At 28.4% G+C, this 24,378-nt stretch carries 24 protein-coding genes and 1 pseudogene; 7 read left to right on the top strand and 18 right to left on the bottom strand.

The features are described 5' to 3' along the window. Window positions 1–32 precede the first annotated feature (32 nt). Complete coding sequence (locus AC2TY9_RS13410) at window positions 33–1,142, bottom strand: FtsW/RodA/SpoVE family cell cycle protein (protein WP_489778026.1); 1,110 nt, start codon at window positions 1,140–1,142, stop codon at window positions 33–35. Window positions 1,143–1,161: 19 nt separating this feature from the next. Between AC2TY9_RS13410 and AC2TY9_RS13415 the strand changes: the two genes are divergently transcribed. The 7 genes from AC2TY9_RS13415 (at window position 1,162) to AC2TY9_RS13445 (ending at window position 9,260) form a co-directional block, all read left to right on the top strand. Next, window positions 1,162–2,148 (top strand): RluA family pseudouridine synthase, encoded by a 987-nt coding sequence (locus AC2TY9_RS13415; RefSeq protein ID WP_489778027.1) that lies wholly within the window; start codon window positions 1,162–1,164, stop codon window positions 2,146–2,148. Further along, the gene (locus AC2TY9_RS13420; RefSeq protein WP_489778028.1) at window positions 2,096–3,373 is read left to right on the top strand and encodes a fibronectin type III domain-containing protein; all 1,278 of its coding nucleotides are present in this window, start codon (window positions 2,096–2,098) and stop codon (window positions 3,371–3,373) included. Before AC2TY9_RS13415 ends, AC2TY9_RS13420 begins: the two co-directional genes overlap by 53 nt. 3 nt (window positions 3,374–3,376) lie before the next feature. Further along, window positions 3,377–4,573, top strand: coding sequence for a tRNA (guanosine(46)-N7)-methyltransferase TrmB (gene trmB, locus AC2TY9_RS13425; RefSeq protein ID WP_489778029.1), 1,197 nt, complete (start codon window positions 3,377–3,379; stop codon window positions 4,571–4,573). After that, complete coding sequence (locus AC2TY9_RS13430; protein WP_489778030.1) at window positions 4,566–5,228, top strand: cell division ATP-binding protein FtsE; 663 nt, start codon at window positions 4,566–4,568, stop codon at window positions 5,226–5,228. The genes trmB and AC2TY9_RS13430 overlap by 8 nt, the downstream gene beginning before the upstream one ends. Continuing rightward, window positions 5,215–6,033, top strand: a complete 819-nt coding sequence (locus tag AC2TY9_RS13435) for a cell division protein FtsX (RefSeq protein ID WP_489778031.1) — start codon at window positions 5,215–5,217, stop codon at window positions 6,031–6,033. The genes AC2TY9_RS13430 and AC2TY9_RS13435 overlap by 14 nt, the downstream gene beginning before the upstream one ends. Next, complete coding sequence (locus tag AC2TY9_RS13440) at window positions 6,026–7,324, top strand: murein hydrolase activator EnvC family protein (RefSeq protein ID WP_489778032.1); 1,299 nt, start codon at window positions 6,026–6,028, stop codon at window positions 7,322–7,324. Before AC2TY9_RS13435 ends, AC2TY9_RS13440 begins: the two co-directional genes overlap by 8 nt. An 88-nt stretch (window positions 7,325–7,412) precedes the next feature. Next, window positions 7,413–9,260, top strand: coding sequence for a GGDEF domain-containing protein (locus AC2TY9_RS13445; RefSeq protein ID WP_489778033.1), 1,848 nt, complete (start codon window positions 7,413–7,415; stop codon window positions 9,258–9,260). A gap of 79 nt (window positions 9,261–9,339) precedes the next feature. On the opposite strand, the gene AC2TY9_RS13450 is transcribed toward AC2TY9_RS13445, so the two are convergent. The 17 genes and pseudogenes from AC2TY9_RS13450 to hypB all read right to left on the bottom strand — a co-directional run bounded on the left by AC2TY9_RS13450 (window position 9,340) and on the right by hypB (window position 24,302). Beyond that, window positions 9,340–10,527: a tetrahydrodipicolinate N-succinyltransferase N-terminal domain-containing protein gene (locus tag AC2TY9_RS13450; protein ID WP_489778034.1), complete on the bottom strand. Its 1,188-nt coding sequence runs from the start codon at window positions 10,525–10,527 to the stop codon at window positions 9,340–9,342. A gap of 69 nt (window positions 10,528–10,596) precedes the next feature. Continuing rightward, window positions 10,597–12,444: a primosomal protein N' gene (locus AC2TY9_RS13455; RefSeq protein ID WP_489778035.1), complete on the bottom strand. Its 1,848-nt coding sequence runs from the start codon at window positions 12,442–12,444 to the stop codon at window positions 10,597–10,599. Beyond that, window positions 12,441–12,872 (bottom strand): prepilin-type N-terminal cleavage/methylation domain-containing protein, encoded by a 432-nt coding sequence (locus AC2TY9_RS13460; RefSeq protein WP_489778036.1) that lies wholly within the window; start codon window positions 12,870–12,872, stop codon window positions 12,441–12,443. Before AC2TY9_RS13460 ends, AC2TY9_RS13455 begins: the two co-directional genes overlap by 4 nt. A 2-nt stretch (window positions 12,873–12,874) precedes the next feature. Further along, window positions 12,875–13,084: a hypothetical protein gene (locus AC2TY9_RS13465; protein WP_489778037.1), complete on the bottom strand. Its 210-nt coding sequence runs from the start codon at window positions 13,082–13,084 to the stop codon at window positions 12,875–12,877. Further along, complete coding sequence (locus AC2TY9_RS13470; RefSeq protein ID WP_138150799.1) at window positions 13,074–13,277, bottom strand: cell division protein ZapB; 204 nt, start codon at window positions 13,275–13,277, stop codon at window positions 13,074–13,076. Before AC2TY9_RS13470 ends, AC2TY9_RS13465 begins: the two co-directional genes overlap by 11 nt. A gap of 63 nt (window positions 13,278–13,340) precedes the next feature. Next, window positions 13,341–13,742 (bottom strand): TerB family tellurite resistance protein, encoded by a 402-nt coding sequence (locus AC2TY9_RS13475; protein ID WP_489778038.1) that lies wholly within the window; start codon window positions 13,740–13,742, stop codon window positions 13,341–13,343. A gap of 77 nt (window positions 13,743–13,819) precedes the next feature. Next, window positions 13,820–14,516 (bottom strand): annotated as a pseudogene (locus AC2TY9_RS13480) (ABC transporter ATP-binding protein). Continuing rightward, window positions 14,509–15,276, bottom strand: coding sequence for an ABC transporter ATP-binding protein (locus AC2TY9_RS13485; RefSeq protein ID WP_489778039.1), 768 nt, complete (start codon window positions 15,274–15,276; stop codon window positions 14,509–14,511). The pseudogene AC2TY9_RS13480 and the gene AC2TY9_RS13485 overlap by 8 nt, the downstream one beginning before the upstream one ends. After that, on the bottom strand, window positions 15,273–16,304 hold the full coding sequence (locus tag AC2TY9_RS13490; protein WP_489780433.1) for a branched-chain amino acid ABC transporter permease: 1,032 nt from the start codon (window positions 16,302–16,304) through the stop codon (window positions 15,273–15,275). Before AC2TY9_RS13490 ends, AC2TY9_RS13485 begins: the two co-directional genes overlap by 4 nt. A gap of 17 nt (window positions 16,305–16,321) precedes the next feature. Then, window positions 16,322–17,218, bottom strand: coding sequence for a branched-chain amino acid ABC transporter permease (locus AC2TY9_RS13495; RefSeq protein WP_489778040.1), 897 nt, complete (start codon window positions 17,216–17,218; stop codon window positions 16,322–16,324). A gap of 119 nt (window positions 17,219–17,337) precedes the next feature. After that, the gene (locus tag AC2TY9_RS13500; protein WP_489778041.1) at window positions 17,338–18,453 is read right to left on the bottom strand and encodes an ABC transporter substrate-binding protein; all 1,116 of its coding nucleotides are present in this window, start codon (window positions 18,451–18,453) and stop codon (window positions 17,338–17,340) included. A 97-nt stretch (window positions 18,454–18,550) separates the two neighbouring features. Next, the gene (locus AC2TY9_RS13505) at window positions 18,551–20,458 is read right to left on the bottom strand and encodes a diguanylate cyclase (protein WP_489778042.1); all 1,908 of its coding nucleotides are present in this window, start codon (window positions 20,456–20,458) and stop codon (window positions 18,551–18,553) included. 91 nt (window positions 20,459–20,549) lie between these two features. Then, the gene (gene hypA, locus AC2TY9_RS13510; RefSeq protein WP_489778043.1) at window positions 20,550–20,891 is read right to left on the bottom strand and encodes a hydrogenase/urease nickel incorporation protein HypA; all 342 of its coding nucleotides are present in this window, start codon (window positions 20,889–20,891) and stop codon (window positions 20,550–20,552) included. Window positions 20,892–21,013: 122 nt separating this feature from the next. Continuing rightward, window positions 21,014–22,009 (bottom strand): hydrogenase expression/formation protein HypE, encoded by a 996-nt coding sequence (gene hypE / locus AC2TY9_RS13515; protein ID WP_489778044.1) that lies wholly within the window; start codon window positions 22,007–22,009, stop codon window positions 21,014–21,016. A 70-nt stretch (window positions 22,010–22,079) separates the two neighbouring features. Beyond that, window positions 22,080–23,207 (bottom strand): hydrogenase formation protein HypD, encoded by a 1,128-nt coding sequence (gene hypD / locus AC2TY9_RS13520; RefSeq protein WP_489778045.1) that lies wholly within the window; start codon window positions 23,205–23,207, stop codon window positions 22,080–22,082. A 5-nt stretch (window positions 23,208–23,212) separates the two neighbouring features. Further along, a complete protein-coding gene (locus tag AC2TY9_RS13525; RefSeq protein ID WP_489778046.1) occupies window positions 23,213–23,494 on the bottom strand; it encodes a HypC/HybG/HupF family hydrogenase formation chaperone in 282 nt (93 codons plus the stop codon). Window positions 23,495–23,498: 4 nt separating this feature from the next. Further along, window positions 23,499–24,302: a hydrogenase nickel incorporation protein HypB gene (hypB, locus tag AC2TY9_RS13530; RefSeq protein WP_489778047.1), complete on the bottom strand. Its 804-nt coding sequence runs from the start codon at window positions 24,300–24,302 to the stop codon at window positions 23,499–23,501. Between the last annotated feature and the right edge of the window lie 76 nt (window positions 24,303–24,378).

Consider the following 24,378-nt stretch of genomic DNA (forward strand, 5'->3'; position numbering starts at 1 on the left):
ATTGAATTAAGATTATTAAAACCTTAATTCAACTATTTTAATCTTCTTTCAAAATGATAGGAATCCATAAACCTAAAGGCTAATAGATTTTCTAATATTGCAAATAAAACAATAAAGTTAATAAAGGAACTTCCACCATATGAAAACATTGGTAAAGGTAAACCTACAACAGGGGCATAGCCTATAACCATTAAAATATTTACACTCATATTAAAAAATATTAAAAACCCCAATCCGGAGGCAAAGGCTCGAATAATATAATCATCATGGAAATAGTAATTTAAGGACAATAGGTGAAATATCAATAATCCATAAACAAAGATTAGTCCAAAAGCCCCTAAAAAGCCATACCTTTCAACAAAGTAAGCAAAAATAAAATCACTTGTGGCAATTGGCAAAAACTTCAATTGTGTTTGTGTTGCCTCTTCAGTATCTTTCCCTACAACTCCACCATTACCAATTGCAATAATCGATTGTTGAACTTGATAACTTGGCTTTTCAGATAAGAAGTCCTTTATCCTTTTTTTCTGATAATCTTTTATTAAATTTGAGTATATCAAAGGGGAAGCTAAAGCTATTGTAACAATAATACCTGCCCATATCCTCCAGTTTACACCAATAATAAACAATATCCCATAACCAACTAAAAGTAAAACTAAGGCTGTTCCTAAGTCTGGTTCTTTTGCTATTAAAACAAAGGGTAAAAGGATATAAAAAGAGAAGTAAACAAAATCTTTTAAGGTGTAACCACTTTTTTCAGGTTCTCTATTTTGAATTAGGTATCCCATCATTAAAATAAATACAGGTTTAAAAAGCTCACTTGGTTGTATTGTCATCCCTGTAATTGGTAAAGAAAGCCACCTTTTTGCTCCAAGCCTTGTTTCACCGAAAAACTCCACAGCTAATAAAAGGATTATTCCTAGCCAATATAAAAGAGGAATTAATCTAATATGCCGTCTAATAGGTAAAATAAAAACTAAAAAAAAAGCAATTAAAGAGATAGAAAAATACACCAATTGCTTATTGGCTAAGGCTGTGTTTGTTTCGCTAATCAAGTTATAAGAAAGCAAAACCAAAGGTAAAATGAATATTATTAATAAATAGTCAAAATGAGATATAATTCTTTTGTCAAATAAACGCATAATGAAAGAGTATCCAAATATGAATAAAAATTTTATTGTCCAAGAGCCAAATAGGTTAGATAAGTTTCTAAGTCTTAATATTGAGGCCTCAAGAAACCAACTTGAACAACTAATAAAAAAAGAGTATGTAAAAGTAGATGGGAAAACCGTTAGTAAACCAGGAATAAAATTAAAAGAGAATCAAGAAATTGAAGTATTTTTCCCTGAAGCACAAATAAACCCAATAAAAGATGAAAAATTTATACAAGAATCTTTAAAAGATAAAGAGGTTGGAATCATATATGAAGATGAACATATATTGGTTTTAAATAAACCTTATAATCTTACTATACATGATGCACCAAGTGTTAAAGATGCAACTTTAGTTGATTGGCTTAAACTAAAAAATATCTCTCTCTCAACAATTTCAGGTGAAGAAAGGCATGGAATTGTTCACAGACTAGATAAAGGAACTAGTGGTGTTATGGTTGTTGCAAAAAGCAATGAAGCCCATGTGGGACTTGCGAAGCAATTGGAAGATAAAACCATGGGAAGATATTATCTTGCAATTATAGATTTACCCCTAAAAGAAGATGTGATTATTGAAAAACCAATTGGAAGAAATCCAACAAATAGACTCAAAATGACAATTTTAGAAAATGGTAAAAATGCAAAATCTGCTTTTAGTAAGCTTGTTACATCAAATAATGAAAAAAATGATTTAATAGCTGCTAAACTTTTCACAGGAAGAACTCATCAAATAAGAGTCCATCTAGCTTCGATAAATAGGCATATACTTGGGGATAATTTATATGGATTTAAGGGCGAATTAAATAAAATAAATAGATTTTATTTACATGCATATAATTTATATTTAATTCACCCAATTACAAATAAACAAATGAGTTTTACAGCAAAGCTTAATAATGATATGCAAGAATTTTTAGAAAAAAACTTTAACATGGAGAGTGTATATGACAAAATTAATGAAACTAACATCATTAACTGCTTTGATTTTACTAGTTAGTGGATGTACAAATGGTAATTTATCTCAACCAAATCTTCCAAAAATTGATGATACTTTAGAGGTTGTTGATTCTGCTTCTATTAGAACTATCTCTGATATTAATAATATTGCCTTTGAGTGGAGAAAAGTTGATGACCCAAGAGTTGTTGGATATCACTTTTATAGAGCTAATCTTCAAGAGGATGGTGAAAAATTAAAATTAATTGACACTATTGAAAATAGATATACTACGCATTATGTCGATGAAGACTTAGCACCAAATACAAAGTATGTTTACAAAATCTCTTCAGCTACAAAAGGGGAAGTTGAATCAAGAACTACTAATGATTATATTGTATCAACCCTGCCAAAAATGGAAGGAGTTAGTTTTATTCAAGCAATTTCAAATCTACCAAGACAAATTAAAATCATCTGGAGACCTCATTCAAATGAAAGAATTGAATCATACAAAATTGAAAGAAGTTCACCATCAACAAGCAAGTGGGAAAAACTTGATACAATTGATGGAAGATTACAAGCTGAATTTATAGATTTAGACTTAGATGATAATGTAGTTTATAACTATAGAATTACAGCTTTAAGTTTTGATGGCTTAGAATCACAACCAAGTGCTATTGTAAAAGCTCAAACAAAACCTTTACCTGAAGGTATTTTAAGCTTAAAAGCCTCTAGAGACTTACCAAGAAAAATTGTATTAACATGGGAACCTTCACAATCTTCTGATGTGATTAAATACAATATTTACAGAAGTTCAGATGCAGATAATGGGTTTGATGTTATAAAAACTGTTGACACAAATACTTTAGAGTTCCAAGATTTTGTAAATGAAGATGGAAAAGCATATTTCTATAAAATTAGTTCTGTTGATAAAGATGGATTAGAAAGTGATTTAAATATCAATTCTATAATGGGTTCAACATTAGGAAAACTAGCAAAACCAGTTATCACTTTAGCACAAATTCAAGGTGAAAAAGCAATTTTAAACTGGCAACCTGGTGATAGAAGAGCCGTTTCTTATGTGATTCATAAAAGTATCAAAGAAAACTTCTTCAAAACAAAAAAAGAAAAAATTGAAAATATCAATGCTTTAAGATTTGAAGATAAAGATATTGTAAGAGGAGTAGTTTACAGCTACTCAATTCAAGCTGTTGATAAAAATGGTATCTTATCTGAGATTACTGATAAAACAGAATTGGTTTTACCTAAATTACAAGAGTTGAATTAGTAAATGCCGCACATCATATTTGACAGTTTTAACAAAGATTTAGTAACACCTTCAAAAAATGAAGATGTTACTTTTAAATTTATAGCAAAATCATTTAATTTTACTAGTAAACCTAGAAAAACAGAATATAAGATTTGTGTAGAAAAAGAGAATAAAGATTTTCTGCTTACATTAAAACAAAAAGAGGAAAAACACCTTTTAAAAGTTGATAAAGTTACTAGAGTAACTCCAGTACAACTTGTAAAAGATGCCTTAAATGCCTATGTTAATGAAATTGATGCAAATATTGTATTTTCAAATACTCAAAGTATAAACCAAAAAATCAAACCTACACAAAAATATTTAAAAGATATTGATTATTTTGTAAATGATTTTGATACAGAAAAGCAAATTAATATTGAGATTGGATTTGGTAGTGGAAGACACCTTTTACATCAAGCAAAGCAAAATCCTAATATTCAATATATTGGTCTTGAAATCCACACCCCATCAATTGAACAATTACTAAAACAAGTTGAGATTCAAGGAATTGAAAATATTTTAGTAGTAAATTATGACGCAAGATTATTTATGGAATTTATCAAATCCAATAAAGTTGGAAGGATATTTGTTCATTTCCCTGTACCTTGGGATAAAAAACCCCATAGAAGAATCTATTCAAATGCCTTTATCAATGAAGCCTTAAGGGTATTAAAAAAAGAAGGCACTCTAGAGCTTAGAACAGATAGTAGAAAATATTTTGATTATTGTATTGAACTTTTAACAAACTTACCATCTGGACAAATAACTATTGATATAAACAAAGACTTGGCAATTTCAAGTAAATATGAAGATAGATGGAAAAAACAAGGTAAAAATATTTATGATGTAGTATTAAAATGTGCCCAAGAAGATAAAGAGATTAACTTTAATTATGACTTCTCATTTAGTGATGAGATTGAATTTGATGAAATCATAAATAATATTAGCACAAAAGCCGTTGTAAAAGATGATTACTTTATTCATATTGAAGATATATTTACTATGGAAGAGAGTCACTCTGGTTTAATTCAAGTAACTTTTGGAAGTTTTGATAGACCATTAAATAAATATATTTTGATTGAAAATAAGAAAGCAAAATATTTTCAAGATCTACCTTTACCAACAAGTGCAAATATAAAAGCACATAATCAATTAAAAGAGATGCTAAAAAATGATTAATGCCAAGAATATCTATCTTTCATATGATGAGAATAAATACATTATAAAAAAAGGTAATTTTTTCATTAGAGAAAGAGAATTTATATTCATTGGTGGAACAAGTGGTAGTGGTAAATCTACTTTATTAAAATCGTTTTATGGTGAAATCCCATTAAAACATGGGAACTTAAATATTGCAGGTCAAGAAGTTTTTGGGATAAAAGGAAAAGCTCTTAGGCGATTAAGAAAAGATATAGGGATTATTTTCCAAGATTATAAATTAATCAAAGAGTGGACAATAGAAGAAAATATTATGATTCCCTTAAAAATCAATGGATATTCCCATGACATTTCAAAAGAACAAGCAAAAAAACTTCTTGCCCATGTAAAACTAAGTCATAGAGAAGGATATTATCCAAATGAACTTAGTGGAGGAGAGCAACAAAGAGTTGCAGTTGCAAGGGCGTTGGCCCATAACCCAAAAATAATTATTGCAGATGAACCAACAGGAAACCTAGATGATTATTCTGCCGATGTCGTTTGGAATTTATTAAAAGGTGCAAATGAACAATTAGGGATTACAGTTGTTGTTGTAACTCATAGGGTTCCAAAAAACTTTGGTATTAGATTTAGACAGTTGTCTATTGAGGATGGAATAATATATGAAGTTTCTTAAAAACACTTTTGCTTTTGTTATTCCATTAACTGCAATGTTAATCTCTTTTACAATTTATCTTTTTTCTTCTAATATTTTAGACAACTATAAAAAAACCATTGCAAATGATTACTCAATTGTTGTAATAACAAACACACCATTAATAAAAGAAGATATAACTGAGCTTGGTGATATAAGAGTTGAAAAAATCATTACCCTTGAAAACAATAGAATTATAAACAATATAAAATCAAGTTTATCAAAATCATCTATTGATTTATTAAAACAAAAATTACCCCATTTTTATAAAATCAAACTTGAGGTTTTCCCTACAACTTATCAATTAGAAATTATAAAAAATCAACTTTATCAAAATAAAAATATTAGAAAAGTTGAAATGTTTTCTAAAAACCATAATAGTGTATATCTTTTATTATTACTATTAAATCAAATTAGTTTAATTTTGTTTTCTATAATTTTGATTTTCGCAATTATTATGATTTCTAAACAAATTAGAATATGGTTCCATGAACATCATGAAAAAATAACTATATTAAAACTACATGGTGCTTCTATTTTATATAGTTCATCTACAATTTTAAAATATGCTATTATGAGTTCTTTATTGTCTTTTCTAATTGTTTCAGGAATTTTCATATACTTAGTTGGAGATATTGGCGTATTATTACCAAAAGATTTAGAGAGTATTGTTATTGTTACTCTTACAATAAACAATTCACTTATCAAGATTTTCTTACTTTCTTTTGGGATTTCAATACTAACAATAATAGGCGTACTTTTAAAATACAAAATGAAATATGATTAGACTTTTATTTTTATCAATAATATTATTTAGTTTTTTAGACTCTTCAACAAAAAACATCGATAGAAAAATTACTAGTAATAAAAAAATACTTGAAAAAAGTAAAACAACTCAAATGAAAACAGATTTTCTAGTTAAAATCTTAGCTAAACAAATATCAAAACAAAACAAAGAATTAACTAAACTTGAAGAAGATATCAATATAGTAAATAATGATATTAAAAAGCATGAAGCGCAATTAAAAGATGCAAGAAGTAAACTTACAAACTTGCAAAAAAACTCTAAAACTTTAATAAAAGAAAAAAAAGAAAATGAAAGACAAATAGTAAAAGTTATTATAGAAGAATTTTCTTCTGCAATTGCAATGAAGCTTGCAGATGAAAGCTCTTTGGAAGAGTTAATTGATTCTGAAATATATACTATATTATCTCAAAGTTCTAAAGATGAAATTTTAAAACTTAATAATTCTTATGACTTAATTACTCAAAATAAAAAAGAGAATCAAAATAGAATCAAAAAAATTGCTTCATATATAGAAGATAGAAAAAAAAGAAAAAAAGAATTAAATTTACTGAAAAAAAAGCACTCTAAATCTTTAGTATCTTTAGAAAAAAAACATAAAGTTTATCAAGAGGAATTGAAGAAAACTTTACAAAAACAAGAATCATTAAAAAGCTTACTTGGGAAATTAAACATCCTTAAAAAAGAGGAAATAGAAAAACAAAAGCAAGAAAGAATTGCTAGAGCTAAAAAACTTGCAGCTAGAAAAAAGAAGAAAAAATCAACTAAAACAAAAAAAGATAACTTCAATGTAGATGATACTAGAAATGAAAAATATGCTAATAATATTGATATTGATGTAAGAATGATTGGTTCATCAACTTCAGGAATTAAAATTTCTAGATATAGAGGACGTAAAACTATTGCACCCCTTGATTCATTTAATGTAATTAAAAGATTTGGGAAATACTATGACCCAGTTTATAAAATTGAACTTTTCAATGAATCTGTAGTTTTAAAATCTAAAAGACCACAAGCAAAAGTAAAAGCAATATTTAATGGGAAAATTGTATATGCAAAAAAAGATGCTGGTATGCTTGAAAATGTTGTAATTATAGCCCATCAAAATGGCTTACATACAGTTTATTCACATCTTGATAAAATCTCTCCATCTTTAAAAGTTGGAAGATGGATAAAGAAAGGTTATGTGGTTGGAAGAGTAAATGATACACTAACTTTCCAAGCAACTAAAAATGAGATGCATATTAATCCAAAAGATCTTTTCAAAATATAGTTTTTGACTTTGAAAAAACAAGACTATTGTGATAATATACTCAAAAATAATAGGATTTTTATTATTTAATACTCACCAGGATGGTTGAATGAAGAAAAATATATTAACATTTTCAATTTTAATAATTATTATTTTATCAATTTTTATTACTTTTTATAGTTTATATAATTTACGTAATATTGGAATAAAATCTGCGATACATAATGCTAATTCTATTTCTGAAGTTGTAAAAAGTGGCCTAACTTCTCATATGGTAAACAATAATATGGATGATATAGATACATTTATTCAATCTGTTTCTAATATTAGAAATATTGATAAACTATGGCTTGTAAGAAGTGAAAAAATTAATGAACAATTTAATACTACTTCTTTTAATATTCCAAGGGATGAAATAGATGAAGAGGTTTTAAAAAGTGGAGAAATCACATATAAAATTGATGAAGCTTTAACAACTTCAAAAATTAGAATTTCGATTCCTTATATTGCACAAGCAGATAAAGGAATTGATTGCCTTAAATGTCATAATGTTCCTCAAGGTGAAACATTAGGTGCAGTTTCTATGCAATTGGATATTAGTTCTATTAAAGAAATTGGTATTGAATCTTTATATCTGACTGTTTTTATTGTTATATTAACAATACTAATTTTTACATTTATAAGTAGAAAAATACTTAGCCCTTATAACTTTTTGTTAACTCTTTTTAAAAGCAATATTAGTTATGCTTTAAATGGTAACTTTAAAAAAGTAGAAGCTCCATTTGGATTATCAAAAGATATTAAAGATTTAACTAATGATTACAATAATCTAATGATAACCTTTAGAGATACTACAGAAGAGATTGATAAAAAACTTCAAGGATTTATAGGTTATAAAACTGAATTTTCAACCAATAGAAATCCATTAAATGAATCAAGAGAAGTCATCAAAAAGCTTTCAAACCTATATCAATTTAAAAAAGAAGTTGAGCAAGATAGTTCAAAAGAAGAGATTTACCAAAGACTTGCAGATGTTATGGAAAATGAATTTGAACTACACAATTTTACATTTTCTGAAATTGATATGCTAAATAATAAAATCACAAAGGTTATAGAAAAAGGTGAATCTTTTTATTGTTACAAAACTCTTTGTGAATCTCCAGAATTGTGCAGAAGTGCTAGAACAAAAAGTGATGTACATTCAATTGATTTACATAATAGTTGTCAATATTTTGATAAAAAAGATAAATACTATTATTGTTTTAATATAAATATAGTAAAAAGTTTATATCTAATAGTTCACTGTGTTGTAGATACAGAAGAAGAGTTTGAAGCATTAAAGCAAAAGACTGTATTTATCAAGAACTATTTAAAAGAAGCTTCACCTTCTCTTGAAGTTAATTTATTAATGAATGCCTTAAAAAATTCAGCATTTAGAGATGGTCTTACTGGTCTTTATAATAGAAAGTTTTTAGATGAACACTCTAAAAAACTAATTCCTCAAGCAAAAAGAGATAATACAAATATTGGTGTGTTAATGTTGGACATGGATCACTTTAAAGCTGTAAATGATGAATATGGACATGATATTGGAGATAAAGTATTAAGGGAACTTGCAACTATTTTAGAAGAATCTGTTAGAGAATCTGACCTTGTAGTAAGATATGGTGGGGAAGAGTTTATAGTTTTACTAGTTGGTGTTAAAGATGAAGAAAATGCCCTAAAAATTGCAAATAATATTGGTAAAAAAGTTAGAGAAAATGAAATCGATGTTTATGCAGGAGCAAAACTTAAAAAAACCATTAGTGTAGGTTTATCTATATTCCCACAAGATGGCAAAAACTTTGATTCAGTTCTTAAAAATGCTGATATTGCTTTATATGAAGCAAAAAGTAGTGGTAGAGATAAAGTAGTAAGATTTCATGAAGAGCAAGTTAGTAGTGTTGACTTGTTTTAGAAAGTAAAAGTAATTTTAAATATCTAATAAAAAAGGGGTGACAAATTTGCCACCCCTTTTAATCATATCTTAAAAAATATTAGTGTAAATCTTCATTTAATTTAACTTCTCTAGTACTTCTCATTGCAATGATTTGACCTGTTACAGAGTTTTGTCTAAAGTGAACTCCATTTACACCTTGGAAGTCCATACCTCTCATAAGCTCTTTAATCTCTTTATCTGGATTAATCTCTTTTAAGGCTGCAACTGCTTTTTCAGAAAGTGTGATTTTAGTACCTGGTAAAATTGTTACACCTGCATCTAAAATACATCCATCTGCAATACTTGTACCAGTACAAGAATTTGCACCTAATAAAGTATTATCTCCAATAGTTACAGGAACACCATCTGTTCCAGATAAAACTCCAAGAATTGAAGCTCCACCACCAACATCAGAACCTTTTCCAACTTTTGCAGATGAAGAAATTCTACCTTCAACCATTACAGCACCTTCAGTACCTGCATTAAAGTTAATATAAGCAGCACCAGGCATAACAGTAGTTCCAGCAGCTAACTGAGCACCCATTCTAACTTTATTAGTATCTAAGATTCTTGTATTATCTGCAAGAATTACATGGTCTAATAATTGTGGGAACTTATCAACTTTCGTAATTGATGGATATTTTCCAGAAAGTTTTAATGCAATCTCATTTTCTCTTAACCAGTCTAACTCAATTGGTTGATTACCAACCCATGCACAATTTTCTAATTGTCCAAATGCACCATTAAGATTAACTCCTCTTAATTTAGCTTTTCCATTTGATAAAGCATAAAGTTTTAAATATACTGTTTCAGCACTTTGCGGTGCTTCATCTTCAAAAATAAATACAACTTTATAATCATCAGCTGTAAATCCAGAATCAATTGGTAATGATGCCAATTGTGATACAACTTGAACATTCTTATGTTCTTGTCCTTTTGCTTCAGGGATATAAGGTCTAAATACCTCAATACAACTAGTTAAAAATACATCACTAATAGATGCAACTAATTCAGACTTTGAAGTATCAATTTCAACACCCGCTTCTTTTAATGCATTAAGAAATACTGCAGCTGAACCATAGTTTTCTTCCCAGTTCATTACTGGATATGTTGCTTGTAAAACTTTTTCAGGATTTAATTGTCCTCTATCAACTCTTGCAATACCAAATCCAATTGGGTTTTTATACCAAGATTGAGATTGAATCTCTTCTATTTTGCTTTTAAAATCATCTTTTGTAAATGCCATTCCTAGTTATCCTTTTAAAAATTTTTTGTGGATTATACTCAAATTTCACAAAAAGCTAAGTTAATAAGTTTAAAAAGAGCTATCCATATCTATTGTTGCCATAGTAGAATTGATTGAGTGAAGAGCAACTAAAAGTGCTTTAGCAGTTGGTGAGCGAAGTATAATTTCATATCGATATTTATTTGCCATTTTGAAAATTGGACTTTGTCCAAAGCCAACAACCTCTATATCTTCATATTCTTTTAAAATCTTTACATACCTATCTAATTCATCTTTTACCTTTAAACCATTTTCATGGGCAAAGATGACTTTAGCCATTTTAATAAAAGGGGGATAAAGTCCTTCTCTAAACTCTAATTCTGAATTTAAGAAATCCTCATAATCGCACTCTTGCAAGTAGTAACTAAGTAAATCTTCATTTTGTGTTTGAATTATCACTTCACCCTCACCTTTTCTACCACTTCTTCCTGATATTTGGATAAGTAAAGACAAGGCTCTCTCCCTTGCTTTATATGAGCTCATATTTAAAACTGAATCTATTCCTAAAACAACTGCAAGTTTTACATTATGATAATCATGCCCCTTTGAAAGCATTTGTGTACCAACTAAAATATCTATTTTATTTGCATTAAAATCATTTAAAACTTTTCTTAATTTACTATCTGTTTTGATTTCATCTCTATCAAATCTTTTTATAACTTTTTCAGGAAAGAACTCTTTTAGCCTCTCTTCAACCTCTGCAGTACCAACTCTAATATTATGAATTACTCCATTATTGCACGAAGGACATTGCTCGGGAATTTTTTGTGCATATCCACAATAGTGGCACTTTAAGGCTAAGTCATTTTTATGTAAACTCATTGAAACTGAACAATATGGACATTCAACTGATTTTCCACAGGAAGTACAAATTTGATATTTAAAATTTGCCCTTGTTGGTAAAAACACAATAACTTGATTTTTATTTTCTAAAACATTTGCTATTTTATTTATGATTAAATTTGATAGTTCTGTTGAAGAATCATCAAATATTAATTGTTTTTTTGTTTCAAAAAAAGTCTCTTTTAATCTATAAAAAGGCAATTTATGAAAAGAAGAGATTGATGCTGTTGCACTTCCCAAAATAAGATTTATATCAAATTTTTTTGCAATATACAAAGATAAGTCTTTTGCATTATATCTTGGTTTAGAATCACTTTTATATGATTCATCATGTTCTTCATCTACAACTATTAATTTTAGATTTTTAAAGGGTAGAAAAAGAGCTGATCTAGCCCCTGCAACTAACTTTATTTCCCCTTTATAGATTCCTTCAAGGATTTTTTCTTTTTTCTTCTTAGTGATTTTTGAATGCCAAATAGCAACACTTTCACCAAACACTTTTTCTAAACGCTTTTGCATTTGAGGGCTTAAAGAGATTTCAGGCATCAATAAAATGGCATTGCCATTTTCATTTAAAACTTTCTCAATAGTTTTTATGTAAATCTCTGTTTTCCCACTTCCTGTATTTGCAAAAAGTAAGGCTTGTTTTTTCTCTTGACAAAATCTAAATGCATTTTCTTGTTCAATTGATAAACAAATTTTAGAATCAAACTCAATTTTATTTTCTTCTTCTTTTATATTTTTATCAAAAGGAACATAAACACTTAGGGCTTCACCAAAAGAACATACATAATATTGAGAAATAAACTTTGCAATTTCAAACATTTTTTCATCATAATAAAAAGGTAATACCTCTAAAATTTCTACGCATTTAAAATCTGGTTTAGAAACTTTTTTTATCACAACAGCAGGGGTTTGTTTTTTTCTATTACCTAAAGCAACTAGAACTTTTGTTCCAATTTTTATCTCTTCTAAACTTTGATATGTCAAGGGGTTTAGTGGTGATTTTAAAAAACTTACTTCATAATAATTCACTCAAAATCCTTGCATAATTCAATACTACTTAAACATTTAAAACTATTATTTGTAAATTCAAATTCTAAATATTGTTCATTTGTAATGTAAATTTTATATTTTGTGAAAGAGCTTTTAATCCACTTTCCAATCTCTTTTTTTAAACTATTTGTTGAGATTAAAGGTTTATCTAAAATATTTGAGAATAATAAACTTTTTTCTTCATTTATATTTGCATCATCAAGCTTTGAAATATAATCATCACCACTAAGAATATTTTTTGAATTTTCTTTTGATATAGAACTTCTAATTTGTGCAATATCTGCTTTCACACTAGTTTTATTAGTAAACTCAATACTTGATGATGTTTTTATAATTAAAAATGTTGATACAATAGAGATAATCAAAATTACTATAATTATCTCAAGTAAAGAAAAAGCTTTTTTCATAATTAAAGTTTTGGTATTTTTTCTGAAATCTGCTCTAAATCTTCTTTGAAAATTGTATACTCTTGAGCTAGCCTGACATATGCAGCTAATAACTCTCTTGTATCAGAGTTTTTACCAGGCTCAAGATATTTTCTTATCTCTTTTTCTATTTTTTCATCGACAACAATTGTATAAGCCATATTATTAATATGAAAAGTGAGTTTATTTTGCAATGTGTTTAGCCTCTACAAAGGTTAATGTACTATCTATTCTTAAAAGCATATCTTGATTATTTCTTTCCAATTCATCGTTTTTATTTTTTAAATCTTCTAAATCTTGACGCAACATATTATTCTCTCTTTTTAAGAGTTCATATTCATGTACTAATTTATCAATTTTTAAATTTAATTTTTCGATGATTTCCATAGTAGATATTCTATCTAATTTATCCTAGTAAAATTATTTAAATATAAAAATTAAGATAATTAACTATCCATGAATAAAAAGTTTACCCTGAGCATACAAGGCTGCAACACCTTTTCCCCATGATGAACAAAATTCTAAATTTTCACTTGCAAGTTGAAATGTGTCATTTATTTGTGAAATCAAAGCTTTTTCATGAAGATCAAATTTATCATCTGCATGGATTAAAATCATTAACTCCATAACAACAATCTTTTTACTTTTTTTAGATTTAAATGTTTTTAATGTCTCTTCTAAAGAAAAATCCTCAATTCCAAAATCATCATCATTTTCAATTCCCATTTCAGCACAATATTCTAAGATTATCTCTTCTTCTTTTTCTCCATAATCATTATCAATTCTTGCTAGATAATGGGCAAGCTGTAAAAATGCAAATTTTTCTTTTGGTTTTAATTTCATTAAAAGCATAGTTTTCCTAATTAGTTTGTAATCGTATTTTATATTAAAAAGGTTAATATTTGTTAAATAGCAAATATTTAGATGGATTATCCACCTAAATATTTTTTTCTTATTTCATCTGAAGTGATTAAGTTTTTAGCTTCATCTTCTAAAGCTATTTTCCCATTTTCTAAAACATAGGCATAATTTGAGATTTCTAAAGCAGCAAAGGCATTTTGTTCTACTAGTAAAATAGTAATACCATCCTCCTTTAATTTAACGATTGTTTCAAATAATTCACCTATAATTTTAGGAGCAAGCCCTAAAGATGGTTCATCAAGCATCAAAAGTTTTGGAGAAGACATTAAAGCTCTTGCAATTGAAAGCATTTGTTGCTCTCCCCCACTCATAGTTCCACCTAATTGACCTTTTTTATCAATAAGTCTTGGGAATAATTTGAACATTCTTTCTTGATATTCTTCATAAAGTTCATCTTGATTAAAAGCACCCATTCTAAGGTTTTCTTCAATTGTTAAGTTTTGAAAAACTCTTCTTCCTTCTGGAACTAAAGATATCCCCTCTTTTATAATTTTATGGGTTTTATGATTTGAGATATCTAAATCATTAAATACAATCTCACCTGTTTTTTTTACATCATTTACAATTGATTGAAGTGTTGAAGTTTTCCCTGCACCATTACTTCCAATAAGCGAAACAATTTGTCCAGCTTTTACTTCAAAATCAACTCCCCTTTACAGCTTTAATTAAACCGTAAAATACTTCTAAATTCTTTACACTAAGCATGTTTAAAATCTCCAAGGTAAGCTTTTATCACTTCTTCATCTTTAATTGCATCTTTTATATCACCTTCAAAGATTGTTCTTCCATAATCAAGTACCATAACTCTATCACAAAGTTTATTTACAAACTTCATGTCATGTTCAATTAATAAAATCGTAACATCAAACTCATCTCTAATTTTAAAGAAAAGCTCTGCAAGTTCATCTGTTTCTTGCGGGTTCATACCTGCTGCTGGTTCATCTAATAGAAGAAGCTGAGGAGAGGCAGCTAATGCTCTTGCAATTTCTACTTTTCTTTGCTGTCCATATGAAAGTGAAGTTGCCATTTCGCTAGCATAATCAGCTATTCCTAGAACCTCCATAATTTCTATAGCTCTTTTTTTAACTCTTTTTTCCTCTTTAAAGAATCTAGGAAATCTAAAGATTGCTTCTAGATATGTATATTCAGCTTGATAATCAAAGCCAATTAAAATATTATCAATTACAGTCATAGAGGTAAAAAGTCTAATATTTTGAAATGTTCTAGCTATTCCTCTATGAACAATTTTATGTGGTTTTATACCATCAATTCTTTGACCATGAAATTTTATTTGACCTTCTGTAGGGTCATAGTTTCCAGTGATGATATTAAACATTGTTGTTTTACCAGCACCATTTGGTCCAATTAAACCATAAATCTCTTTCTCTTTTACATGAAAAGATGTATCATTTATAGCTGTAACTCCACCAAACTTTTTTGTTACGTTACATACTTCTAAAATCATTTACCACCCTTTCTTTTTTTGAAAAATTTCAATTCAAAAAGTTCTTTTTTACCCATCATTCCTTCTCTCGCAAATAACATTACTATGATAAGAATAAGTGAGAATACAACCATTCTCATACCTGGAAGGCCTTCAGTTTGATAACCAAATAGATTCATTGGTTCATCTAGGAATCTTATCCATTCAAGTCCTGCCATAACGAATACTGTACCTATAATTGCCCCTGTTGTACTTCCTAATCCACCTAAAATAATGATAATTAATAACTGGAAAGTTAAGAAGAATGTGAATAAATCTGGTGAAATTGATGTTAAAAGTGCTGCTAGTAAACCACCACCAACTCCTTCAAAAAAGGCTGAAGTTGTAAAAGCTAATGTTTTAGTTTTAAATGTATTTACTCCCATTGCAGTTGCTGCGTCTTCATCATCTCTAACTGCTTTCATAGCACGTCCATACTTTGAATAGATAATATTTAATATAGCTAATACAGCAAAAATACACACTCCACCTGTCCAATAAAGATTTGAAAACTCTGGAATATCATTTAATCCTAAAGAACCATTTGTTACTTGAGGATTATTGATTGCTAAAATTCTAATAATAAAACCAAAACCAAGTGTTACAATTGCCAGATAATCTCCCCTAACTCTAAATACTGGGAAAGCTAGTGATAGGGCTAAAAGAGACGAAACTATACCAGCCATTAAAAGTGCCCAACCAAAATCTGCTTGTAATACTAAAATCCATCCTGCAGGGTCTTCAATATCAAATTGATAAAACATAGCATCTGCATCAAGTGTTAAGATAGCTGTTACATAAGCTCCAACAGCAACAAATCCATTAGGTTCAAGGGATAATTGTCCTGTAACACCATTAATTAAATTATAAGAAACTGCTAATATTATAAAAATTGCAACATTATTAATAATTCTGACAGTATATTCATCAAAAAAGTTTTGTGCAAACCATGTAAACCAAATAGCTGTAATTATAATTGCAAGATTAATTAATCTTTGTTTTGTAAATATTTTGTCTTCTATCATGATTAAAACCTACTCTTTTCTAAATCTTCACCCATAATTCCCGTTGGTCTAAATAAAAGAACAAAAATCAAAAAGATAAAGGCAAAGGCATCTTTATAACCACCAAGTTCAGGGAAAAATGCAATAACAACTACTTCAGTAAACCCAATAATAAATCCACCTAAAACTGCACCTGTTACTGAACCAATACCACCAACAACTGCAGCTGCAAAGGCTTTAAGTCCAACTAAAACTCCCATCATAGGCTCAACTGAAGGATAGTTTACAGCCCAAAAAATTCCACCAACAGCAGCTAGAGCAGAACCCAAAGCAAATACTAATGCAATAATTCTATTTGCATCAATACCCATTAGATTTACAGTTTTAAAGTCAAAGGACAAAGCACGAATTGCCATTCCATACTTTGTTTTATATAAAATAAATAAAATTCCGGTAAGTAAAATCAAAGTAACAATAGGAACCATAACAGATGAAACTGAAAATGTAACTCCTGCAACATTAAAGATATTTTCCATATAAGCTGGAACAGGAAAGGCTCTTGGAACTCCACCTAAAAATACAGTGAAGGCATTTTCTAGGAAAAAAGAGACTCCAATTGCAGTAATTAATAAAGAAATTCTTGGTGCTTCCCTCAAAGGCTTATAGGCAACTTTATCAGTTAACATACCTAAAAGTGCTGATCCTATAATAGCTAATAAGACTCCAAAAGCAAAAGGTAATTCTAAAATTGAAATAAATGTATAACCTAAAAAGGCACCAACCATCATAATATCACCATGTGCAAAGTTGATAAGCCTTAGCACACCATAAACCATCGTATAACCAATTGCAATTAAGGCATACATAGATCCTAATGAGAATCCATTTACCATTTGTTGCATAAACGTTAATAAATCCATTGAGTCTCCCAAATTTTTTTAAGACTTTTACCATAAGAAAAGAAAGAAGATTTACTTTCTTATGACAAAAAAAAAGAGTTTGACAAATAAATGTCAAACTCTAAGATTAAAGTATCTTATTATGGATTAACAGTAGCTTTGAAGCCTGCTTTTCCATCTTTGATCTCTTTGATAACTGCTGATCTTGTTGCATTACCAGTTTTATCAATTGTAATCATCCCTGATACACCATCAAAGTTTTTTGTTTTTTTAATTTCATTGTTAATACAAATTGAATCAGTTGGATCTTCACATCTATTCATTGCATCAATTAAAATATTATAAGTATCAGCCCCAAGTGCTGTAAATGAATTAACTTCTTTATTTCCAGTCTCTTTTTCATGGAAAGCTATGAAATCTGCAGAAGTTTTCGAAGGTGGGTTTGTATAATCAAAAAAGTCAGTAAACATATAACCTTCAACAGATTTACCACCTAAATCAATAAATGTTTGATTTGCAACACCATCACCACTAAACATTGGTTTTGAAAGACCTAATTGTTTAGATTGTCTAGCAATCATAGAAGCTTCTGGGTGATATAAAGGTAAGAACATAAAATCAGGATTTAAAGATTTAATTTGAGAAACAACTGCTTTGAAATCTTTATCTCCAGATGTTACCATAATTCTTTTAAGTAATTTTCCACCATTTGCTTTAAATGCTTTTTGGAAAGCTTTTGCAAGACCTAATGAGTAAACTTGTGCTTGATCAACAATAACAACAGCTGTTTTATAACCTTGGTCTTTTGCAAAGTTTGCAACTACTTCACCTTGAAATGAGTCAGTAAAACATACTCTATTTGCAAAAGTTCTTCTAGCAGTTAATTTATCATTTGTAGCAACAGAAGCAATTACAGGAACTTTCTTTTTATCAGCAATTGCAATTGTTTGTGCAGTGTTTGTTGAAGTTAAAGCACCTAAAATAGCTACAACTTTATCAGAAGAGATAAGTCTTGTTGTTGCTGTAGCAGTTTCAACCTTATCACCTTTGTTATCTAATAATACAATTTTAATTGTATCACCATTTGCTAATTTTGGTTGTAATTTATGTGCTAATTCAACACCTAAGTTTGTAACTTGCCCATAAGCTGCAAGTGGACCAGACATAGGCATTACAGCACCAACCTTAACCTCTTTTGCTAATGCAATTCCACATGTTAATGCAGATGCAACAGCTAAACTAATTAATTTTTTCATTCACACTCCTTAAAAAATATACTAGATATTAGCATATAAAAACAAAAAATTTTAATAAATTGTGTATAAATTATAAAAAAGTTGTAAAAAAATAGTCTTATATAAGCTGATTTTTCCCAAGCTTTTTTGCTTTATATAATGCATTATCAGCTCTATTTATCATTTCGTTAATATGTACATCGCTTTTTTTATACTCTGAAGAACCAATTGTTATAGTAAATTTAAGTTCATCATTTTCAAATTTATTTAAAGAATTTATTACATCTAAAATCTTTCTTGCAACTTTTCTTGCATTCTCTATAGGTGTACTTGGAAGTAAAACTAAAAACTCATCACCCCCAAGTCTAACAATAATATCATTATCTCTTATAGTTGTTTTTAGTCTATTAACCAAAAGTTTAATTACCTTATCACCAACATCATGTCCGTATGTATCATTTACAGTTTTAAAATCATCTATATCAATAATTAATAAAGATAGAGTATTGTGTTCTCTTTTTACAATTTTCATATAACGATTTGAAAAATCTTCTAAAAATCTTCTATTATAAACCTTTGTTAATTGATCTGTATTTGCAAGTTTTTCATTCTCTTTTCTTTTACTTTCTGAGAGAATAAGTCTTTTTGTTCTTTTATCGAGTTCTTTGGCAAGATTATTGAAATTATCATTTAAAGAATCAATCTCTTCTATTCCACAATGTTCTAAAGAGTTAATTTCACTTTTACTTCCCAATGTTTTTGTGAATTCTACAATTTTTGATAATGGGTTATTTATTCTAGAAACGAAATCTTTTGCTTTTTTGTATAAAAATAGAAAAAACAAGAAATAAAAAACAATTATAAATGCAATAATTAAATATCCAAGGCTTAAATTTTGTTTTTCTAATTCTTTCACTTCCGATATAATTTGATTTTCAGGAATTAATGAGATTAAAAACCAATCTGTTATATTCACTTTTTTTGAAAATATCATATATCGGTTTTCATCTAAAACTACCTCATGAGAATCTTTATCATCATTAATTAAGCTTTTTAATAACGTTACAAACTGCTCATTTTTATAATCGAAAATATTTGTTTTATTATCATAAAGAACAGTTTTTTTAATCTTATCCTTTTTAAAGTAATCTATTTTTTCTTTTTGGTTTAAATTCAAATAGCCTTTTACTTTATCCTCCATTACGATAACTTCACCTTTTTTATTTATAATAAAAGATGAGCCATCAAAAGGAAGTTCTAAGCCCAATAAAGTATCAATAATAGAATTTAGAGTAATATCTATACCTGTAACGCCTTCTAAAAAGTTTTTATTATAAATTGGTGCAATAAGACTAATCATCCAACCTTTTCCTGCAGGATCTAAATAAACATCAGTCCAAATAGGAGTTTTGTTTGGATTATTTTCTAAATTGGCTTCATAATAAAAATTATAATTTTCCATTTTTATATCAGAGGGAAAAATATTAAAGCTTTTTTCTAAAAATGGATAATATCTACAAATATTGTCATATGAATTAAAATAAATAGCATCAACCATATTATTGTTGTTGACTATTGATTTAAAGTTTTTATCAAAAATCTCAGTTTTTATAAGTTTATTTCTTAAATTATCATCAATTGTTGTATTTTTTGAAACTACAACCGATGAGCCACCATTATTTTCAGTTTTATAATACATTCCATTTGGTGCAAAAGTAAACTTAGGTTTATTATCTAAAGTTATATTATCTTTAAAAGAAAAAAAGTTTTGATGTTCATTTTGTAACAAAGATGATTGGTTTTCAAGATTATTAAACTTTTCATTAATAATTGAAGTTGTAGAACTTACTCTATCTAAAACACTGTGTTTTAGGTCTTCTAAAATAAAATCAACTGTAGTATTTATAAGTTTATTATTTGAACTAAAATATAAAAAAACTAAAACCACTTCAATAAACAATATTGAAGTTAATGCTGTTTTTAAATAACTATTATAAATAAGTTTTTTTAATGTTATTTTATTCAAGAACTAGCCTTTTTATGGTTTGTCAAGAATTATTATAATTTAAAAAGGTATCTTCTTATATTAGTAGTATTATTTAATTCTCTTTTTTAAGTTATTCCATCTCCAAACTCATAAGAAACATATCTTCGCCATCTATTACTTTTATTTGTGTTGATTCACATTTAGGACAACAAAATTCATGTTTCTCTAAAGTAGAATCTTCTCCACAATCTGTACAGGAGATAACTATTTTTTGATGGTTAATTATAAACTCTGCACTATCACAAACAGTTTTTTCCTTAAAAGTATCAAAGGCAGTTTGAAGTAAATCTGGTTCTACTCCAGATAAAACTCCAATTTTAACAACTACTTTTCTCACTTGTTTTGAGTTGTTTTGTCTTGCGTGTTCTTCACAAGTTTCTAATAAAGATTGAACTATTGAGTATTCATGCATATATGCTCCTATTTTGATGTCCCATCAAAATAGGGACCAAATTCTTATTCATCTTCTTTTTTATCATAGAAATAAATTCTGTTAAAAAGAAGCAAAAAACTAAAGAGTGTAACGAGTTACACTTAACAAATTCTAGGTAATAATTCACCAGTTGGTAAATCAATAAATCTAGCTGTTCCCCAAGGAGAATTTAAAACAACTTTTCCTAAATGTTTAGAACTTACTGTTCCAATGATAGTTGCTTCTTTTGAAGTATCAATCGATTTTAAAACATCCATTGCTTTTTCAACTTGGTCTTTTGAAATAGCCATAACAAAAGTACCCTCATTTGCTAAACTTAATGCTTCAAATCCAAGCATCTCACAAACTCCATTTACCTCATCAGTTACAGGAATCTTTTCTTCATCAATTTCAACACAAATATTTGATTGCTTTGCCCATTCATTAAGTACAGCACTAACTCCACCTCTTGTTGCATCCCTTAAGGCTCTAACTTTAATACCACTTTCAATAAGTTTTTCTACAACTGGCCAAAGAGAAGCACAGTCAGATTCCAATGAAGATGAGAAATCAATACCTTCTCTTGCTGCAAATATAGTTGCTCCATGTTTTCCAACTGAATTTGAAACAATAATTACATCATCTTCTAAAATCTCATTTGAAGAGATACCTTTTTGTTTAATCTCACCAATTCCCGTTGTATTTATGAAAATCTTATCAACACTTCCACGTGGTACTACTTTTGTATCCCCAGAAACAACATGAGCGCCATTTTTTTCCAATTCAATTTTCATACTATTTACAATTCTTTTTAATGTTTCAACTTCAAAACCCTCTTCAATAATAACACTACAAGTTAAATATTTTGGTTTTGCTCCCATCATAGCTAAGTCATTACAAGTTCCACAAACTGCTAGTTTTCCAATATCTGCACCTGCAAACTCTATAGGACTAACTGTAAAAGAATCAGTTGAAAAAGCTAAAGTACCATCTTGGATAACTGCTGCATCTTCACTTTTTTCTAAAATATCATTTTTAAAAGCTTTATAAAAAACCTTTGATATTAATTCATTATTTTCTTGTCCGCCATTTCCATGGGCTAGTGTTATTGTTTTCATTTTTTCTCTTTAAATATAAAATTCTTAAACATCATAAATGTAATAATCTTCTTTAATAAACTATTAGTTTTTATTTTAAAAGATTACCATATTTATAATATGCCGAACATGCTCCCTCACTACTAACCATACAAGAGCCTAATGGAGTACTTGGTTTACATGCTGTTCCAAATACACTACAGTCATGGGGTTTTGCAACTCCACGCATAATACTTCCACAAATACAAAGTTTATGGTCATCAATTTTTTTAGTTGGTAAAATATCTTTATAGATAATCTCTGCATCAATTGAGGCATATTCATCTTTTAGTTTTAGTGCAGAATCAGCAATATCACCTAATCCTCTCCATCTAAAGTGTTCAGCTTTTTCAAAATATTTATCAATCAATTTTTGGGCAGCTAAATTACCATCATAAGATACTGCTCTTGAATATTGTGTTTCTAACTCACATCTATTTTCACTAAATTGTTTTAAAATACTAAGAATTGATTGCATAACATCAACTGGTTCAAAACCACTTACTACAACAGGCTTTTTATATATATCAATAAACTCTTGATAGATTTTACTTCCTGTAATTACACTAACATGAGAAGGTCCTATAAAAGCGTCAATCTTACAATCATCACTATCAAGTAAAACTCTCATTGGTTCTGGAACGGTTATATGGTTTATATGAAAATAGATATTTTCAATTTTATTTCTTGTTACATGTTCAAGTAAAGCAGCCGTCATTGGTGTAGTAGTTTCAAAACCTATTGCAAAGAAAATCACTTTTTTATCTTTATTTTCATTAGCTATTTTTATTGTATCAAGTGGAGAGTATACAAATCTTACATCAGCACCTTTACTTCTAGCATCTTGTAAACTGCCCTTTGAACCAGGAACTTTAATCATATCACCTAAAGTTACAAGAATTACATCACTTTGTAAAGATAAGATATACGCATGGTCAATTCTTTCTTTAGGCATTACACATACAGGACATCCTGGACCATGAATAAACTCTACATTATTAGGTATCAATTGATTAATACCATATTTCATAATAGTATGCGTATGTCCACCACAAACTTCCATAATCCTAATTGTTTTATCAATTTTTGAAGCTTCTTTATCAACTAATGATTTTAAAGCTTTTACCGTTTTAGGGTCACGGAAACCATCATAAAGGTCTTTTAATTTTAATTCACTCATTTTTTTCACCTATTAGGGCAATTATCCCCATCTAAAATTGCTTGTTGCATATCCTCTTCTTCCATTTTTTCAATTATTTCACGATAAATAGATAAGGATTCTAAAGCATCCTTTTCATCAATTTTATTCATTGCAAAACCTATATGAATTAAAACATAATCTCCAATCTCCACTGGCTGGTCAATTAAATCTAAAGAAGCATTTCTCTCAACTCCCATAGTATCAACAGTACACACATTATTTTCTTTATCTATTTTTTTAATTTTTGATGGTATCGATAAACACATATTACTATCTCATCTTTCTTTTAAAATTTATCCACTCAATAACAGCTTTTATACTATCTTCATCTTTTGTTGAAACTTCCAAAATGTCTACATTTGGTTTTAGTTTTCTAGCAGATTCTTTCTCTTTTTCTAAATCATACTCAAAATAAGGAAGTAAATCAGTTTTTGTAAAAAGAATTAAATCTGCTGCTCTAAACATAACTGGATACTTGGCAATTTTATCTTCACCTTCAGGAATACTAACTAATACAACATTTAAATGAGTCCCCACGTCGTAAGATGCAGGACATACAAGATTACCTACATTTTCGACAAAACATACATCTAAATCGTCTAAAGGCATATCATGTAATCCTTTATGAACCATAAATGCATCTAAATGACAGGCACTTCCTGTTTGAATTTGAACAGCTTTAATATCTTTAGCAATTAATCTATCCGCATCTCTATTGGTTTCTAAATCACCTTCAACAACTCCATATTTGAAATCAGCTATATCAGCCATATGTTCTAAAAGTGTTGTTTTACCACTTCCTGGACTTGACATAAGGTTTATTCCTAAAACTTTATGACTATCAAAATGAGCTCTATTATGAGCTGCTTCATGGTCATTTTTGTCTAATATTTTTTGAATTACTGAAACTGTTTTTGCATCATTTAGTTGTGGGTTATGATGAAGAGTTTCATGAGCTGCTTGATGAGAAACACTACCTTCTTGGTGTGAATGTTCATGACTGTGTGAGTGGTCATGATCATGATGATGGTGATGAGTATCACCTGCTATTGTACAACCGCAATCTTTACACATATATTATCCTTTAAATTCTTGTGAATTATTGTTCATTTTAGAAAGTGTAGTCTAATGAAACTTTATTCAAACTAAT

The sequence above is a fragment of the Arcobacter sp. ISO1 genome, from assembly GCF_058105185.1.

Bases quoted from the DNA above. Each gene is read 5' to 3' on its own strand.
- hypA (WP_489778043.1), bottom strand. From the start codon at position 20,891: ATGCATGAATACTCAATAGTTCAATCTTTATTAGAAACTTGTGAAGAA.
- AC2TY9_RS13500 (WP_489778041.1), bottom strand. From the start codon at position 18,453: ATGAAAAAATTAATTAGTTTAGCTGTTGCATCTGCATTAACATGTGGA.
- AC2TY9_RS13475 (WP_489778038.1), bottom strand. From the start codon at position 13,742: ATGCTTTTAATGAAATTAAAACCAAAAGAAAAATTTGCATTTTTACAG.
- AC2TY9_RS13460 (WP_489778036.1), bottom strand. From the start codon at position 12,872: ATGAAAAAAGCTTTTTCTTTACTTGAGATAATTATAGTAATTTTGATT.
- AC2TY9_RS13415 (WP_489778027.1), top strand. From the start codon at position 1,162: ATGAATAAAAATTTTATTGTCCAAGAGCCAAATAGGTTAGATAAGTTT.
- AC2TY9_RS13470 (WP_138150799.1), bottom strand. From the start codon at position 13,277: ATGGAAATCATCGAAAAATTAAATTTAAAAATTGATAAATTAGTACAT.
- AC2TY9_RS13485 (WP_489778039.1), bottom strand. From the start codon at position 15,276: ATGATTTTAGAAGTATGTAACGTAACAAAAAAGTTTGGTGGAGTTACA.
- hypB (WP_489778047.1), bottom strand. From the start codon at position 24,302: ATGTGTAAAGATTGCGGTTGTACAATAGCAGGTGATACTCATCACCAT.
- AC2TY9_RS13430 (WP_489778030.1), top strand. From the start codon at position 4,566: ATGATTAATGCCAAGAATATCTATCTTTCATATGATGAGAATAAATAC.
- trmB (WP_489778029.1), top strand. From the start codon at position 3,377: ATGCCGCACATCATATTTGACAGTTTTAACAAAGATTTAGTAACACCT.
- hypE (WP_489778044.1), bottom strand. From the start codon at position 22,009: ATGAAAACAATAACACTAGCCCATGGAAATGGCGGACAAGAAAATAAT.
- AC2TY9_RS13435 (WP_489778031.1), top strand. From the start codon at position 5,215: ATGAAGTTTCTTAAAAACACTTTTGCTTTTGTTATTCCATTAACTGCA.
- AC2TY9_RS13440 (WP_489778032.1), top strand. From the start codon at position 6,026: ATGATTAGACTTTTATTTTTATCAATAATATTATTTAGTTTTTTAGAC.
- AC2TY9_RS13420 (WP_489778028.1), top strand. From the start codon at position 2,096: ATGACAAAATTAATGAAACTAACATCATTAACTGCTTTGATTTTACTA.
- AC2TY9_RS13495 (WP_489778040.1), bottom strand. From the start codon at position 17,218: ATGGATTTATTAACGTTTATGCAACAAATGGTAAATGGATTCTCATTA.
- AC2TY9_RS13450 (WP_489778034.1), bottom strand. From the start codon at position 10,527: ATGGCATTTACAAAAGATGATTTTAAAAGCAAAATAGAAGAGATTCAA.
- AC2TY9_RS13410 (WP_489778026.1), bottom strand. From the start codon at position 1,142: ATGCGTTTATTTGACAAAAGAATTATATCTCATTTTGACTATTTATTA.
- hypD (WP_489778045.1), bottom strand. From the start codon at position 23,207: ATGAGTGAATTAAAATTAAAAGACCTTTATGATGGTTTCCGTGACCCT.
- AC2TY9_RS13445 (WP_489778033.1), top strand. From the start codon at position 7,413: ATGAAGAAAAATATATTAACATTTTCAATTTTAATAATTATTATTTTA.
- AC2TY9_RS13525 (WP_489778046.1), bottom strand. From the start codon at position 23,494: ATGTGTTTATCGATACCATCAAAAATTAAAAAAATAGATAAAGAAAAT.